Below are 16,566 nucleotides of genomic sequence, written 5' to 3'. Positions count from 1 at the left end.
TTTCATGCGTTCTCGAGAAGCCATTGCGTCAGGCCGGACACCGAGTGCGCCACATGCAGCGGCTTCAGCACGTCGAAGCTGTCCGGCTCGTGCGCGCCATAGCTCACGCCCACGCTCGCGCAGCCGGCGTTGAGCGCGAGCTGGAGGTCATGCGTGGTGTCGCCGATCATCAAGGTGCGATCGGCCGGCACGTCCAGCTCTTCCATCAATTCGAGCAGCATGCGCGGATGCGGCTTGCCGAAGGTTTCGTCGGCCGTTCGAGAGGCGTCGAAGCGGTCCCGCAGCGCGACGGTGGCGAGCGCCTCGTTCAACCCCCGCCGCGATTTGCCCGTGGCCACGGCCAGCTTGTGGCCGCGCGCGTGGAGCGCATCGAGCATCGGCAGGACGCCGTCGAAGAGCACCAGGTCGTCTTGATGCTGCAGGTAGTGATAGCGGTAGCGCGCGCCGAGCTCGGCGTACTTCTCCTTCGGTACATCGGGTGCGGCGCGGGCCAGCGCTTCGGCAAGGCCCAGGCCGATCACCCATGCGGCGTCGTTCTCGTTCGGCTTGGCGCCGCCGACGTCGACCACCGCGGCCTGGATGCAGCGCACGATGAGTCGCGTCGAGTCATAGAGCGTGCCATCCCAATCGAAAGCGATCAGGTCGAAACGGCGGGGACGAATGTCAGTCATGAGTGAGAGGCTGTCGAGGGGTGGGCAGCGAGCGCATCGAGCGCAGCCCGCGGCATCAGCGCATGCAGTTCCGGCGGCAGGTCAGCCTGCAGCGCCATGCGCTCTCCGCTCGCGGGGTGGGTGAACTGCAGTCGCCAGGCATGCAGGAACATGCGTTTGAGGCCGAGCTTCTGCAATGCGCGATTGCGCTCGAAGTCGCCGTACTTGTCGTCGCCCGCGATCGCATGGCCGCCGGAGGCGAGGTGGACGCGAATCTGATGCGTGCGACCGGTCTTGATCGTAACGGCGAGCAGCGAAAAGGAAGCGGCGTCCGCCGGGAGGGCGACGCGAGCCAGGACTTTCACCAGCGTCACGGCGCGCATCGCGTCGGGATGGTCCTTGGCCACCACGCGCACGCGCCGCTCACCCGGCTCAGCCGAGCCGGCCTGACCCGGCAAAAGGTACTTGGCGAGCGGCGCATCGAGCACCTTCTTGTTCGCGGGCCAGCTGCCTTCGACCAGCGCCAGGTAGGTCTTGCCGGTCTCGCGCTCGCGAAACTGGTCTTGCAGCGCCGTCAGCGCGCTTCGCTTCTTGGCAACCAGCAGGATGCCCGAGGTCTCGCGGTCCAGCCGGTGCACGAGCTCGAGAAAGCGCGCCGCAGGGCGCGCGGTGCGCAGCTGCTCGATCACGCCGAAGCTCACGCCGCTGCCGCCGTGAACCGCGACGCCGGCCGGCTTGTCGATCGCCAGCAAGGCATCGTCCTCATACAGCAAAGGGAATTCGCGCGCGGGTGCGGGCGGCAGGCCGCCCTCTGCCCCCCGTGCCGACACCCGTACCGGCGGCAGCCGCAACACGTCGCCTTCCGCCAGGCGGGTTTCGGCCTGCACGCGTCCTTTGTTGATGCGCACCTCGCCCGACCGGATGATCCGGTAAACATGGGTTTTGGGCACCCCCTTGAGCTGCCGGAACAGGAAATTGTCGAGTCTTTGGCCCGCAGATTCCCCATCGACCGTCAGAAAGCGAACTTCTGCTGCCGCGGGGCTTGGCTTCGCACCTATAATGTTTTTCACCAGCGCGGTCTTGTAAGTGCTTGATTAATCAGAAGTTTAGAGCACTGCCGGAGGCGCTGTGAGGTCGATGCCGCTTAGGCGTTGAGCCCGCAAGCCACGCGCCAACGCGCAAGGCGGCGGGCGCTACATCAAAGTCAAGCCGACGCCCACGAAACACCGATACGGAATACCCAGCCGGCAGACCCAAAGCTGCCGGCGGATCGAAGCGAGTACCTTGTGTTGATACTGCTGATTCAACTTTGCCTGCGCTGGCTGATGCCAGCGGCCTCGGGCATTGAATCGTCGGCAGAGCGCGCCACCATTGCGCCAATTGCTATAGAAAATATAGCGCGTCAACACCATATCGGGCTCGCGCCCATCCATGCGCCCCCACCCCGGCTGTCATTGAGCTGACGCTCGATACGGTTGCTCGCGTCCGCGCGGCAACCAGCAGCAGCCGGGGCACAGCGGCAATTCCTTCGTTTCGCGACGCGTCGTCCGTGCATCGTTAGGTCCGTCATGGACCGGTTAGAACGATAGAACAGACAAAGGAAACGCATCATGAAGCGGATGCTGATCAACGCCACGCAGGCAGAAGAACGCCGCCTGGCCATCGTCGACGGGCAAAAGCTCCTCGACTACGAAATCGAAATCGAAGGGCGCGAGCAGCGCAAGGGCAACATCTACAAGGCCGTTGTGACGCGCGTCGAGCCGTCGCTGGAGGCCTGCTTCGTCGACTACGGCGAAGACCGCCACGGCTTCCTGCCGTTCAAGGAAATCTCCAAGCAGTATTTCGCCGAAGGCGTCTCGGCCAGCCAGGCCCGGATCCAGGACGCGATCCGCGAAGGCCAGGAACTGGTGGTCCAGGTCGAGAAGGAAGAGCGCGGCAACAAAGGCGCAGCCCTGACCACCTTCATCTCGCTAGCCGGCCGCTACGTCGTGCTGATGCCCAACAACCCGCGCGGCGGCGGCGTCAGCCGGCGCATCGAGGGAGACGACCGCGCCGAGCTCAAGGAGGCGATGGACCAGCTCGAGTACCCCAAGGGCATGAGCATCATCGCGCGCACCGCCGGCATCGGCCGCTCCGCGCCCGAACTGCAGTGGGACCTGAACTACCTGCTCAAGCTGTGGGCCGCCATCGACGGCGCCGCCAAGGGCGGCAAGGGCGCTTTCCTGATCTACCAGGAGTCCTCGCTGGTGATCCGCGCGATCCGCGATTACTTCAATCACGACATCGGCGACATCCTGATCGACACCGACGACATCTACGACCAGGCGCAGCAGTTCATGGCCCACGTGATGCCGGAACACGCCGCGCGCGTGAAGCGCTACCGCGACGACGCCGCGTTGTTCAGCCGCTTCCAGATCGAGCATCAAATTGAATCGGCCTATGCGCGCACGGTGCAGTTGCCCAGCGGGGGCGCGATCGTGATCGACCACACCGAGGCGCTGGTCTCGGTCGACGTGAACTCGGCGCGTGCCATCAAGGGCGGCGACATCGAGGAAACGGCCACCCGCACCAACCTCGAAGCCGCCGACGAAGTGGCCCGCCAGATGCGCCTGCGCGACCTGGGCGGCCTGATCGTCATCGACTTCATCGACATGGACGAGTCGAAGAACCGCCGCGAGGTCGAAAGCCGCCTGCGCGACGCACTGCGCCAGGACCGTGCACGCGTCCAGTTCGGCTCGATCAGCAAGTTCGGCCTGATGGAAATGAGCCGCCAGCGCCTGAAGCCGGCGCTCTCCGAAGGTTCGTCGATCCCCTGCCCCCGTTGCGGCGGCTCGGGCCACATCCGCGACACCGAATCGAGCGCGCTGCAGATCCTGCGCATCATTCAGGAAGAGTCCATGAAGGACAACACGGCCGCCGTGCACGTGCAGGTGCCGGTCGAAGTTGCATCCTTCCTGCTCAACGAGAAGCGCCCCGAGATCGCCAAGATCGAACTCAAGCAGCGCGTGACCGTGCTGATGGTGCCCAACAAGACGCTGGAAACACCCAACTACAAGCTGGAGCGCCTGAAGCACGACGACCCGCGCCTCGACCACATCGAAGCCAGCTACAAGATGGCCGACGAGATCGAGGACCCGACCTCGGTCACGCGACGCTCGCAGGAGCCCACCAACAAGCAGACGCCGGTGATCAAGGGCGTGCTGCCCGATGCACCGGCACCGGCGGCAATGCCGAAGCCCGAAGCGGTGCGTCCGCCGGCAGTCGCCCCGGCGCCCGCGCCTGCTGCGGCCACCCCCGTCGCACGCGCCCCCGCCGAGTCGGGCCTGTTCGGCTGGATCAAGAGCCTGTTCGGCGCCGCGCCGGTCCCGGCACCCGTCCCGCCCACGATTCCTGTGGAAGCGCCCAAGCCGCGCCGCGATGCTCGCGGCGGACGCGACGGCGAGGCACGCACCGCGCGCGATGGCGAGCAGCGCCGCGGCGGACGCGGTGAAGGCCGCGGTGGACGCGACGGCGAACGCCGCGGCGGCCGCTCCGGCGAGCGCCGCGAAGGCGAGCGCCGCGAAGGACGCGAAGTCCGTGGCGAGGCGCGCAACGAGAGCCAGGTCCGCGAACCGCGCGAGCCCCGCGAAGCGCGTGCGCCGCGCGATGGTGAGCGCCGCGGCCGCGGCGAGCGTCGCGACAGCGACCAGCGCCAACTGCCGACCGAAGCAAGCGACGTCCAGCTCGACGCACAGGCGATCGCACCGAATGCGTTCGCAGGCGACGAAGGTGCTCCCCCCGCGGAACGCGCACCGCGCGGACGCGGCGAACGTCGGGAACGCGGTGAGCGCAGTGCAGACGCAGCGCGTGAACGCACGGGCGACGCCGCCCGCGCTGCGAACGCCGACAGCTCGCAACAACAGGATGGCGCTTCAGCCGATCGTGGTGCGCGCGGCGGCCGCGAGGAGCGCGCAGCCCGCGGCGAGCGCAACGAGGGCCGCCGCGAGCGGCGCAATGAGGGTGCCCCGCGCCCCGTCGAAACGCCTTCCGCCGCAGAAGTTCAGTCGCTTGCTGCCGAACCCACCGAGATGGGTAGCGCCGATGAAGCAGCAGCTAGCGGGGATTCCGCGCCGCGCCGTGACGGCGACGAGCGCCGGGGCCGCTCGCGCGATCGCTACGGCCGAGACCGCCGCGAGCGCAGCCCGCGCGAAGAGGGCGAAGCGATTGCGGCCGCATCTGCGCTCTCTCCAGCACCCGCCGGCGCCTACGACGGCATCGAGATCGATACGGCGCCGTCGGCGCCTCGCACCGAACGGCCCGCTGTCGCACCCTCCATGCCCATCGTGGTCGAGGCCAAGCCCGCGACTTCGCGCGCTCTGCCGAAGGTTCAGCCCTTCGAGCTGCCGCTGGACGAACTCGCCCAAGTGGCGGAAGGCTCCGGATTGCATTGGGTGAATTCGGATGCCGAACGTGTGGCGCAGGTTCGCGCGGCGATCGCGGCAGAACCCAAGCCCATCCATGTGCCCCGCGAGCGTCCGCCCGCCATCGTGATCGACGAAGGCCCCTTGGTGCTGGTGGAAACCCGTCGCGACCTCGGCAATATGGTGCTGCCATTCGAAGAAGCCGGGCGCGAGGCCGGCGTGCGCCAGTAAGCACAGTGCGGAGGGAGGCAGCCCGCCTCCCTCTCGTTCGACATCGGCAGTTCCTGCCAAACCATTTTGGGGGCCTGCGCCAGCGTCAGCGCCGCCCACTGCGCATCGCTATCGCTTGCCATGCCGCCTACCCAGCGCGCCATTGCAACTTCTTTACAACCCCGAATACCCCACCAAGCTGCTGCGGTAGCTTTTTGTAATCCTTTTGGATTCTTGCGGCACGCCATATGCTTGCTGCGCTGCAGCAACTCTGGAAGCAAGAACTAAGTCACGAAATCGACGAACGGCGCTTGCAAACAACACTCACTCGTCAATAAGCGTTAACATGTTGTCATACAAAAGACCTACACTTCAGGCGAATATGCTGCACTGCACCAAATCAATGTAGAGGCTTGTTCACAGAGTGCGCAACTTACATCGCTCAACGAAGGGTGTACGTCTTTTGTTCACAAGACAACGAAGGAATCTTGTGTTCAAATTCTTGCGAATAGTAGTAAAGCGTTACACTGCCACGCTCTGACTCTGAAGTTGAGGCAGCACCCGTCTGGGGGATATTTAAATGTTTCGTTCCGACTCGACCGCACACGGCAACGTGGTCCGACGCTTCACCCCTGATGGCGGCGGATCGTCCGCGCCTCCAGCGTATGTACAACCACGCAGACTCACTCGTCTCGAACGCGCGACGAAGCGCGCCATCGACATCGTGGGCGCGCTGACCTTCTTCATTCTCTTCGGGCCCCTCTATCTGCTCGTTGCACTCGGCGTGCGCATCAGCATGGGCCGTCCGGTCCACTTCTGGCAGAACCGCCTTGGAGAAAGCGGCCAGAGGTTTCGCTTCTACAAGTTCCGCTCGATGGTGCACAACTCCGAAGTGGTGCTGGACGAATTCCTGAGCCGCAACGACATGGCCCGCACCGAGTGGGACACTTTTCAGAAGCTCGAGAAGGATCCGCGCATCACGCCCATCGGCCAGTTCATCCGCAAGCTGAGCCTCGACGAACTGCCCCAGTTCTGGAACGTGCTCAAGGGCGACATGAGCCTGGTCGGTCCGCGCCCCTGCATGGAGCGTCAGCGCAGCCTCTACGGCAAGGGCTGGGAACACTATTGCGCCATGCGCCCCGGGATCACGGGCCTGTGGCAGGTCAGCGGCCGCAACCGCCTGTCCTACGCAAGACGGGTCGAACTCGACATGGAGTACGTCAGCAACTGGTCGTTGTGGCTCGACATCAAGATTCTGTTGAAGACCGTGCGTGCAGTCATCACCGGAGAGGGTTCGAGGTGAGCGTCATTCAGCCGATCGTCCTGTGCGGCGGCAGCGGCACCCGCCTGTGGCCGCTGTCGCGCAAGACCCTGCCCAAGCAATTCGTCCCGCTGATCGACAACAAGAACCTGCTGGTGCTCACGCTCGAACGTCTCCGTCGGTTGAATACCGAGGTGACTTGCGTTGCGGCAGAAGAGCACCGCTTCCTGGTTCAGGAAAGCATCGAAGCAGCGGATGTTTGCGGCAAGCAACTGCTCGAGCCGATGGCACGCAACACGGCGGCCGCCATGTCGGCGATTGCCCTTCTGGCCGACCCGGAACAGCTGCTGCTGTTCGCACCCGCCGATCACCACATCCCGGATGCAGACCGCTTCGTCGCCACGATTCAGAAGGGGATTCCTGCCGCGCTGGCCGGATACCTCGTGACTTTCGGTGTGGAGCCGACTTTTCCCAGTACCGCCTACGGCTACATCCGCCAGGGCAACAAGCTCGATGAGGCATTGGGCGAAGAGGCGGGTCATGCCGTGGCCGCATTCGTCGAGAAGCCGGCCGCCTCGCACGCGGAGCAGCTGCTGCTCGCGGGCGGCCACCTCTGGAACGCCGGCATCCTGCTGGTCCAGGCCAAGGTGCTGATCGCCGCAGTCGAGCAGCACGCGCCCGACATCCTCGAAAGCTGCAGGCTGGCCACCGCGGCCATCGAAACGGACGGCGATTTCCTGCGCATGGACAGCGCCGCATTCGGCCGCTGCCGCAGCCAGAGCATCGACTACGCGGTGCTCGAAAAATGCGACCGGGTTGCCGTCATTCCCTTCCAGGGTCGCTGGAGCGATGTCGGCAGCTGGAACGCGGTCGCCGAGTTGCACGACGTGGACGGCGACGGCAACCGGATCAGCGGCCAGGGTTTTGCCATGGGTGCGCGCAACACCTTCATCTATGCGCCCAATCGTCCCGTCGTGGCCCTGGGCACCAAGGATCTGCTGGTGGTCGACACGCCGGATGCGCTTCTGGTTGCGCACAGCGACTGTGCCGAACAGGTCAAGGACGTGGTCGCCTTGCTCACGACGCAGGGCCACAGCCAGGCCACCCGGCATCGCCGCATTCCGCGACCATGGGGCGCCTACGACAGCATCGACGACGGCGAGCGCTTCGCCGTCAAGCGCCTGACGGTCAAGCCGGGTGCGCACCTTGCGCTGCGAATGCACCACCATCGTGCCGAACACTGGGTCGTGGTCAAGGGAACGGCCAGAGTGGTGTGCGACGACAAGGTGCTCCTGGTCAAGGAAAACGAATCGATCTACATTCCCGTTGGCGCCCGATACAAGCTGGAAAATGCCGGCAAGACCATCCTCGAAGTGATCGAAGTCCAGACGGGCGGCTACCTCGGCGAGGACGACATCGTGCGCTTCGACGATCTGCCCGAGCGTGCCGACGGTCAACGCAGACGACTCGCCTGATCGCTCCGGCCGGGGGAGCACCGGGCCCAACCTTCACCCCGTACCAAGGTCTATTTCCATGAGCGAGTTTCAGAAGCGGATTTTCGTCGCGGGGCACCGCGGCATGGTGGGCAGCGCCATCGTGCGATGCCTGGTCGAGAAGGGCTACACCAACCTCGTCACCCGGAGTCGTGCCGAACTCGACCTGACGGACCAGGCGCAGGTCCGGGCCTTCTTCGCCGAGGAAAGGCCGCAGGAGGTCTATGTAGCGGCGGCCAAGGTCGGCGGCATCCACGCCAACAACAGCTATCCGGCGGAGTTCATCTATTCGAACCTGATGGTCGAAGCCAACCTGATCCACGAGGCCTGGCGCACCGGCGTGAGCAAGCTGCTCTTTCTCGGCTCGAGCTGCATCTATCCGCGGCTCGCGGCACAGCCGATGGCAGAGGACGCACTCCTGACCGGCAAGCTGGAGCCGACCAACGAGCCCTACGCCGTCGCCAAGATCGCCGGCATCAAGCTCTGCGAAAGCTACAACCGCCAGTACGGCTGCGACTTCCGCAGCGTGATGCCGACCAACCTCTATGGCCCGGGCGACAACTACCATCCCGAGAACAGCCACGTGCTGCCCGCGATGATCCGCCGCTTCCACGAAGCCAAGCTCGCGGATGCGCCCTCGGTCGTGATCTGGGGCACGGGGACTCCGAAGCGGGAGTTTCTCTACGTCGACGACATGGCAAGCGCCTGCGTCCACGTGATGGATCTTCCGCGCGAGATCTACGCGGCCCATACGGAGCCCACGGCCAGCCACATCAATGTCGGCAGCGGCGAAGACCAGTCGATCGCGGAACTCGCGCAGCTGGTGAGCGAGGTGGTGGGCTACCGCGGCACCATCCGCTGCGACACGAGCAAGCCCGATGGCGCGCCGCGCAAGCTGCTCGACATTTCGCGGATTCGTCAACTCGGCTGGAAGCCCAGGATGACGCTGCGCGCCGGCGTGGAGCGCGCTTACGAGGATTTCTGCAGCGAAGAACTCATCCCTTCCTGAGGACCTGAATTCCCTGCGTCGATGCCCAGCATGAATGCCACCTCCATCTCCCTGATTCCGCCCGGCACGGGCGGCGTGCGGGACTATGCGACGGTGCTGGGCAATCCGCTCCACGCGCCGCTGATGGAGCTGACACGCAACACCGACACCGCGTCGCTGAAGGGAGAGTTCCTGCTCCTGCATTTCAGCGGCTACGGTTTTCAGAAGCGCGGCATTCCGCTGTGGCTGGTCAAGAAGATCGACGGCTTGCGCACCCAGTTCAAGGCCTTCGGCATCGTCTTCCATGAACTCTTCGCGACCGGCCCGCCGTGGGGCTCGGCGTTCTGGCTCAGCGGCTGCCAGCAGCGGATCGCGCGCGACCTGCTGCTCCTGTCCGATTTCTGGCTGACGAACCGGGAGGAATCCGCGCGCTGGCTGCTGGAGCGTTCCCAGGCCACGCCGCACCGGGTGCTGCCGGTGTTCTCGAATGTGGGCGAGCCCGCCTCGATCGAGACCGAACGGCAGCGCAAGCTGGTGGTTTTCGGCAGCGCCGGCATCCGCGCCCAGTCCTACGAATGGTCGGACGGCGAACTCTTCCGCTGCGCCAAGCGCAACGGCCTCGAGATCCATGACATCGGTCCGGCGATGCCGGAGGGCCCGCTCTCCCAGCGACTGGTGCAGGAGGGCGTGATCGCGCACGGCAAGCTGTCGGCCGAACAGGTGAGCCTGGCGCTGTCCAGCGCGGACTACGGCGCCCTCGCCTACCCGCCGGACTACGTGTCCAAGAGCAGCATCTTCGCAGCCTACAGTTCACACGCCGTCTGTCCCATTCTGCTGTCGGACGAGTATGGCGTGCACGACGGCCTGACGCCCAATGTGCACTATGCTCGTGGCTTCGACGCGGTCGACCGGTCGGCCGTCGATCCGCGCGTCATCGGACACGAAGCGCACAAGTGGTATGAACCGCATCGCATCGATGCGCATGTCGCTGCGCTTCGGACAATGACCACCGAGGTGCAAAGGTGAGCAACAGCAACGGCATGCAATCCGGAAGGACGCGACCATGAGCGCGATCGCCGCAAGCGTCCCTCGCGCGACGAACCGGGCCGCGTCGCTCAGCCGCGCCGGCCAGCTTTTTCTTGCCGTATTCCTGATCGTCATTTTCGAAGGCGCGGTGCGCAAGTGGGTGTCCTCCGCGTCCACGCTTCCCTTGATCCTTCTGCGCGACCTGCTGGCCCTCGCGCTGGTCGTCTACGCCTTGAGGCACGGCTACCTGAGGCGCCACAAGAAGATCACGGCCGTCATGCTCGCATGGTCCTGCCTGGTGCTCGGCTGGGGACTGCTGCAGCTCGTCGGCGGCGAAAGCTCGCCGGTCGTGTTTGTGATCGGCCTGCGTTTCTGGCTCCTGTACACGTGGTTCGCCGTCGCGGCGGCCGCCGCCATGAACGAAACGGACTACCGGGCTGCGATCCTTGCGGCAGCCCTCGTGATGCTGCTGCTGGCACCGCTGGCCGTGCTGCAGCACTACTCGCCTCCCGGCGCGCGTATCAACACCCAGTTGGACGGCGACGAGGAAAGCGTCTTCGTCGCGGTGGTGGGCGTGGTCCGCACCACCGGGACCTTCAGCTTCACCTCCGGCTATGCCACCTACTTGACGATGGTGGCGCCGCTGGTGTTCGGCATTCTGGGCGCCAGGAAGCGAAACACCAGGCAGTTCCTGTTTGCGATGGCCGTCTTCGTGGCCTTCGTCACCGGCGCGCTGGTGAGCGGCTCCAGAACGGCGGCGATCACCTCGGGCATGATGCTCATGGCCTACCTGCTCGGCAGGCTGCTGTTCTCGAAAGCGCGCAACAAGGTGGGCGCAGCGGTCGCGGTCGTCGTCGTGCTCGCGATGACGGCGCTCTTCGCCTACGTTTTCCGCGATGCCATCGGCGTCACGCAGACACGCTTCGAGCAGGCGGCGCAGGCAGAAGACTTCGGCGAACGGGTTCTTACCGTTCTGTTCGGCGAACCCTGGGTCTACGACCTCATGAGCTGGCTGGGCTACGGCGTGGGCTTCGGATCCAACCTCGCGACCTACGTTCGCACAGGAGCGGCGGATGTCTTCGCGCTCGCGGAAGCCGAAGGCGGCCGCATCCTGATGGAGGGCGGCCTGCTGGGAGTCGCCTACATCGCACTCAAGTACCTGGCGCTGGCCGTCGGCCTGCTGTCGAGCCTGCGGGCCTCGATCAAGACGAATTCCCCCTATGCGGTGCTGGTATGGCTCACCACCGCGCTCGCCGTGGTCAGCTGGCCTGCGCTCGGCCAACTGACGGCCAATGCCCTGCTCGGCATCATGCTGGCCTACGCCCTCCTGGTTCTCCGCTATCCGAGGCTCGAAATCTTCCCAAGCCGCGCCTCGCGATCGTGAGACTGCTTCATCTCATTCCATCCGTCGATCCCCGGGGCGGAGGCCCCATCGAGGGAGTCCGGCGGATCCATGATGCGCTGGCGGGCATGGGGCACGAAGGCGACCTCGTGAGCCTGGACAGCCCCGACGCCGGCTTCGTTGCCGACTATCCGGGCAAGGTGATCGCGACCGGCCCCTCGATCTCGAGCTATGGCTACAACGAGCGCCTGGTGCCGTGGCTCAAGGCGCACGCCGGCGACTATGACGCCGTCATCGTCAACGGGCTCTGGCAGTACGTCGGCTTCGCCGCCTGGCGCGCCCTGCACGGCTCGTCCACGCCCTATTTCGTCTACAGCCACGGCATGCTCGATCCGTGGTTCAAGCACCGCTACCCGCTCAAGCACCTCAAGAAGTGGCTCTACTGGCCCTGGGGCGAATACCGCGTGCTGCGCGATGCGTCCGCCGTGCTCTTCACCTGCGAGGAAGAACGCCTGCTCGCACGGCAGTCGTTCTGGCTCTATCGCTGCCGAGAGGTGGTCGGCTCCTATGGCACCACCGTGCCGCCGCAGGACGCCAAGGCCTTGTCCGAGGCATTTCTTTCGTCCTTTCCCGAGCTGAGGCAGAAGCGCTTGCTGCTGTTCCTGGGCCGCATCCACGAGAAGAAAGGCTGCGACCTGCTGATCGACGCCTTTGCGCGCACGGCGGCCGATGCACCGGATGTCCATCTGGTGATGGCGGGCCCCGGCGACGAAGGCTTGACCCGTCAATTGCAAAGCCGGGCGGCCAGCCTCGGCATCGCCTCGCGCGTCAGCTGGACCGGCATGCTGTCGGGCGACTTGAAATGGGGCGCGTTCCATGCGTGCGAAGTGTTCTGCCTGCCCTCGCACCAAGAGAACTTCGGCATCGCGGTGGCGGAGGCGCTGGCCTGCAGCCGGCCGGTGCTGATCAGCGACAAGGTCAACATCTGGCGCGAGATCGCGGCCGACCACGCGGGCTTCGTCGAGTCCGACACGCTGGATGGCACGATCGCGTTGCTGCGACGCTGGCTGGACTCGACACCCGCCGAACTCGCGGCGATGCGCGTCGCCGCGCTGCGCTGCTTCGACAGCCGGTTCCAGATGGAGCAGGTGGCGCAAATGCTGGTGCGCACCATTCGCGAACACTCGCCGCAACCCGCCTGATCCATGAAGCTGCTCGTCTACGGAATCAATTTCGCGCCGGAACTGACCGGCATCGGCAAATACACTGGAGAAATGGTCGCGTGGCTGGCCGCGCGAGGACACGAGGTGCGCGTGGTGACCGCGCCGCCCTACTACCCCGACTGGGCGGTTTGGCCGGGCTACCGCGCCTCGCGCTACACGCAAGAGACCTGGCGCGGCGCCACGGTGCTGCGCACGCCGCTGTGGGTGCCGCGCAAGGTCAGCGGCGCGAAGCGTCTTCTGCACCTGGCGAGCTTCGCGCTCGCCAGCGTGCCGGCCCTGTTCGCGCAATGGCGCTGGAAGCCCGACCTCGTGTGGGTGACGGAGCCACCGCTCTTCTGCACGCCGGCGGCGCTGGTCTTCGCGCGGCTGCGCTCGGCCAAGACCTGGCTGCACATCCAGGATTACGAAGTCGACGCCGCCTTCGAGCTCGGGCTGCTCAAGGGCGCGCGCCTGCGCGCCTTCGTTGCCGCGGTCGAGCGCGGCCTGATGCGCCGCTTCGACCGCATCTCCACCATTTCACAGCGCATGATCGAGCGCGCGAGCAGCAAGGGCATCGAGGACGCGCGACTGATTTCCCTGCCCAACTGGGCCGACGTCTCGGCCATCCAGCCGTTGCAAGCGGACAGCCCCTACCGCGCCGAACTGGGCATCCCGTCCGATGCCGTGGTCGCCCTCTATTCGGGGAACATGGGTGCCAAGCAGGGGCTGGAACTGCTGGCCGAGATGGCCCTCATGCTGAAGGACCAGCCCAACCTCCACTTTGTGTTCTGCGGCAACGGCGCCGGCCGCGCCGAACTGATGAAGCGCTGCGAGCAGCTCGCCAACGTCCGCTTTCTCGATCTGCAGCCGGTCGATCGGCTCGGCGACCTGCTGGGCCTGGCGGACATCCATCTGCTGCCCCAGCGCGCGGATGCGGCGGACCTGGTGATGCCCTCCAAGCTCACCGGCATGCTGAGCAGCGGCAGGCCCGTGGTGGCCGGCGCACGTGCCGAGACCGAGCTCGGCAAGGTCGCATCCGAATGCGGCGTCGCCGTGCCGCCCGATGATGCAAAAGCTTTTGCTGCAGCAGTGGTCTCGCTGGCTTCGCAGCCCGGGCTTCGGAGCGAACTGGGGCTGCGTGCCCGCGCCTATGCCGAAGCGCGATTCGATCGCGATGCCGTGCTGGCACAGTTCGAACGCGATCTGCAGGCGTGCGTGGCGCGCATGGCGCACCGTCCGGCCACCTGACGCCACCCTGCTGCGCCGGGCAGCCGCCCGGCGCCTTCCGTCACTGCTCTTCGGGCAGGATGCTCTCGTAGTTGTAGTTGGTGTAGCGGTAGCGGCCGTACTTGTACGGGGCATAGGCCCGACGGCCCACATCCATCGCGTTGAGCAGCACGCCGGTGGCAGCCTTGCCGCCCATCGCCAGACGGCGCGTGCTTTCCTTGAGTTCGCCCATGGTGGACTGGTCGGCGCGCGCCACCAGCAACACCGTGCCTGCATGCGTCGCGACCGTGGAGGTGTCGGCGGCGACCAGCACCGGCGGCGTGTCGATGACGACCAGGTCGTACTGCTCGGACAGGCGCTCGAGCGCCGTCTTGAACGAGTCCGACACCAGCAGTTCCGACGGGTTAGGAGGCAGTTGGCCCGTGGCCAGGAAGTCCAGGTTGGGAACCACCTGGCGGTGCACGGTCTGCTGCACCGTCAAGCTGCCTGCGATCAGCTCCGAGAGCCCGCCGTGGCGCTGCAAGCCGAAGTACTGGTGCGTGTGGCCGCGCCGCAGGTCGGCGTCGATCAAGAGCGTGCGCTTGCCGGCAGCGGCCATGAGGGCGGCGAAGTTCGCCGTCACGAAGCTCTTGCCGACGCCTGGGGTGGGCCCGGTGATCAGCACGCGGTTGTTCGGCGACTCCAGCATCGCGAACTGCATGGCCGTGCGCAGGCTGCGCAGGCTTTCCACGGCCGGATCGTCCGGACTCTCGATCGCCAGCAAGCGGACGCCGGTGGCGCCGCTCAAGCGTCGCTTCGCGATCGCACTTTGCACAGGACTGAGCGGAATGGTCGAGAAGACCGGCAGGCCGGTATCGGCTTCCACCTCGTGCGGGTCTCGCAGGCGCTGCTCGATGAAGGAGCTGCGCACGAACGCGGCGACGATGCCGAGGAACAAGCCCAGGGCCAGCGCGGCCGCGACGATGACCTTGCGGTTCGGCTTGACCGGAACCTGTGGCACCACCGCCTCGTCGAGCACGCGGACGTTGCCGATCTTGCCTTCCTTCACCAGGCGCAGCTGCAGCGCGTTGTTGAGCAGCTGCTGGTACAGCTCGGTGTTGACCTTGACGTCGCGCTCCATGCGCACCGCCTCCTGCTGGATGGCAGGCAGGCCCTTGATGCGAGCCTGGATCTCGCCCATGTCGGTCTTCAACGCCGCGATCTGGCTGTCGAGCGTCTGCACGGCCGGATGCGCGGAGGTGAAGCGGGCCTCGAGCTCGCGCCGGCGCTGCTGGGCATCCAGCAACTTGGTCTGGCGATCGACCGCCTGGCCCAGGACCAGCGCCGCTTCCTCGCTGAAGGCCACCGTGCCCTTCTGGTTGCGATAGCGGTTGTAGACCTCTTCCGACGCCTCCAGCTGCTTCTTGAACTGCGGCAGCTGGACATCGAGGAAGGCCAGCGTCTTCTGCGCCTCGGCGGCCTTGCGCTCGATGTTCTGCTTGACGTACTGGTCGCCCACGGCATTTAGCACACGCGTCAGCTTGAAGGGGTCCGTGTCCTGCAGGGCCACGTTGATGATGCCGGAGGTTTTGCCCCGCTCGGTCAGTATCAGGCTGGACTGCAACGCAATGGTGGTCGGCAGCATCGCGTAGCGGTAAAGATTGAACAACGCGCCCGGCTTGCCGGCGAGTTCGGTCACCGTCAACTCGATCGGCCCGCTGCCGGTGTCGGCCTTCAGCGGCGTGCCGACGGTGCCGGTGAGCTGCTGCATGCCGGGATAGTCGAGCGTGTACTGCTTGTCGGCTTTCGCCGTCACCGTGAACAGCCCGCCTTCCATGTGGGTCGGCACGTCGAACTTCGACACCAGGATGCGTTCCGTTCCCGACACATAGCCATCGAGACCCAGGAAACCGGGCTCGGAAAGGCCCGTGGCTCGCCGCGCCAGCCAGCCGCCGACGTAGGGCACATAGCGCGGGCTCGCCGCAATGTAGAGCTTGGTCGCTTCCACCGCCTGGCCGGCGATCATGCGCGAGCGGATGATCTCGATCTCGGCATTGGCCGGCGTCTTCACGTCGATCAGGCCGCCGGCCTCGCTGAGAATGCCCTTGCCGCCGGTGCCCGTGTCCTCGACCTGAACCACCATGTTGGACTCGTAGATCGGCCGCTCCAGGAACGCGTAGGTGGCACCGATCAGGAACACGACGAGGGTGATCGCCGCGATCAGCCACTTGTTCGAGAGCAGCACGTCGATGTAACGCCCGATGTCCAGGTCGTCCTCGTCCGCGCTGCTCATGATCTGCGAGGTGGGGCTTGTTTTGGGAGTGAGAGTGGAATTCATCAACTGGATACTCTTGAAATGCGTTTGACCCACTGCTGCGCACCGCCTTCAATGAGCGCAAGCGACCGTTCGAAAGCGCTGCGACCCGCGCGGTACGGATCGGGCACGTCCTGGTCGCCGAACTCGCAGAGGCGAAACACCTTGCCGGCGGCGAAGAGGTAGCGTTCCTGGACCGTGCGGCGCTGCTCGCGATCCATCACGAGGATCAGATCGGCGCGCTGGCACATGTCGAGATTGAGCTGCCGCGCCCGATGTTTTTCGAGGCTGATGCCGCGCGCGTCCATCAGTTCGCAGGCGATCGGATCCGCGCGCTGGCCGGCCATGGCCTGGAGGCCCGCCGAAGTGATCTGCACGCCGGGCAAGGCCGCGGCCACCAGGCCTTCGGCCATCGGGCTGCGGCAGATGTTTCCGATGCACACGACGAGGACGTTCCGGATGGTCACGGTCTGC

General features: G+C 65.8%; 12 protein-coding genes. 8 read left to right on the top strand and 4 right to left on the bottom strand.

All coding sequences use genetic code 11. From position 1 onward, the window contains the following. Positions 1-2: 2 nt before the first annotated feature. Both ACSQ86_RS07265 and ACSQ86_RS07260 read right to left on the bottom strand, forming a co-directional pair. A complete protein-coding gene (locus tag ACSQ86_RS07265; RefSeq protein ID WP_436303150.1) occupies positions 3-671 on the bottom strand; it encodes an HAD-IA family hydrolase in 669 nt (222 codons plus the stop codon). Then, complete coding sequence (locus ACSQ86_RS07260; RefSeq protein ID WP_436308671.1) at positions 668-1,720, bottom strand: RluA family pseudouridine synthase; 1,053 nt, start codon at positions 1,718-1,720, stop codon at positions 668-670. Before ACSQ86_RS07260 ends, ACSQ86_RS07265 begins: the two co-directional genes overlap by 4 nt. Positions 1,721-2,260: 540 nt before the next feature. On the opposite strand from ACSQ86_RS07260, the gene ACSQ86_RS07255 reads away from it, so the two are divergent. From ACSQ86_RS07255 to ACSQ86_RS07220, 8 genes are all read left to right on the top strand, one after another. Continuing rightward, complete coding sequence (locus ACSQ86_RS07255; RefSeq protein ID WP_436308670.1) at positions 2,261-5,281, top strand: Rne/Rng family ribonuclease; 3,021 nt, start codon at positions 2,261-2,263, stop codon at positions 5,279-5,281. Between the two features lie 559 nt (positions 5,282-5,840). Continuing rightward, a complete protein-coding gene (locus ACSQ86_RS07250) occupies positions 5,841-6,563 on the top strand; it encodes a sugar transferase (RefSeq protein ID WP_093106635.1) in 723 nt (240 codons plus the stop codon). Beyond that, positions 6,560-7,996 (top strand): mannose-1-phosphate guanylyltransferase/mannose-6-phosphate isomerase, encoded by a 1,437-nt coding sequence (locus ACSQ86_RS07245; protein ID WP_093106637.1) that lies wholly within the window; start codon positions 6,560-6,562, stop codon positions 7,994-7,996. The genes ACSQ86_RS07250 and ACSQ86_RS07245 overlap by 4 nt, the downstream gene beginning before the upstream one ends. A gap of 58 nt (positions 7,997-8,054) precedes the next feature. After that, positions 8,055-9,023, top strand: a complete 969-nt coding sequence (gene fcl / locus ACSQ86_RS07240) for a GDP-L-fucose synthase (protein WP_093106640.1) — start codon at positions 8,055-8,057, stop codon at positions 9,021-9,023. 30 nt (positions 9,024-9,053) lie between these two features. Then, positions 9,054-10,028, top strand: a complete 975-nt coding sequence (locus ACSQ86_RS07235; protein WP_436308669.1) for a hypothetical protein — start codon at positions 9,054-9,056, stop codon at positions 10,026-10,028. Between the two features lie 37 nt (positions 10,029-10,065). Continuing rightward, positions 10,066-11,412 carry a hypothetical protein gene (locus ACSQ86_RS07230; protein ID WP_436308668.1) on the top strand — a complete coding sequence of 449 codons (1,347 nt, stop codon included), beginning with the start codon at positions 10,066-10,068 and terminating at the stop codon, positions 11,410-11,412. Then, complete coding sequence (locus tag ACSQ86_RS07225) at positions 11,409-12,572, top strand: glycosyltransferase (protein WP_436303146.1); 1,164 nt, start codon at positions 11,409-11,411, stop codon at positions 12,570-12,572. The genes ACSQ86_RS07230 and ACSQ86_RS07225 overlap by 4 nt, the downstream gene beginning before the upstream one ends. A 3-nt stretch (positions 12,573-12,575) precedes the next feature. Beyond that, positions 12,576-13,820: a glycosyltransferase WbuB gene (locus ACSQ86_RS07220; RefSeq protein ID WP_093106652.1), complete on the top strand. Its 1,245-nt coding sequence runs from the start codon at positions 12,576-12,578 to the stop codon at positions 13,818-13,820. Positions 13,821-13,860: 40 nt separating this feature from the next. On the opposite strand, the gene ACSQ86_RS07215 is transcribed toward ACSQ86_RS07220, so the two are convergent. Both ACSQ86_RS07215 and ACSQ86_RS07210 read right to left on the bottom strand, forming a co-directional pair. Continuing rightward, positions 13,861-16,116 carry a polysaccharide biosynthesis tyrosine autokinase gene (locus ACSQ86_RS07215; protein ID WP_436303144.1) on the bottom strand — a complete coding sequence of 752 codons (2,256 nt, stop codon included), beginning with the start codon at positions 16,114-16,116 and terminating at the stop codon, positions 13,861-13,863. Beyond that, positions 16,116-16,559 (bottom strand): low molecular weight protein-tyrosine-phosphatase, encoded by a 444-nt coding sequence (locus ACSQ86_RS07210; RefSeq protein WP_436303143.1) that lies wholly within the window; start codon positions 16,557-16,559, stop codon positions 16,116-16,118. The genes ACSQ86_RS07215 and ACSQ86_RS07210 overlap by 1 nt, the downstream gene beginning before the upstream one ends. Between the last annotated feature and the right edge of the window lie 7 nt (positions 16,560-16,566).

It is taken from the genome of Variovorax sp. LjRoot130 (genome assembly GCF_964253755.1).
In the GTDB taxonomy this organism is placed as follows: Bacteria; Pseudomonadota; Gammaproteobacteria; order Burkholderiales; family Burkholderiaceae_C; genus Variovorax.
The sequence above is the reverse complement of the archived record's forward strand: the minus strand, read 5'-3'. Positions and strand labels throughout refer to the sequence as shown.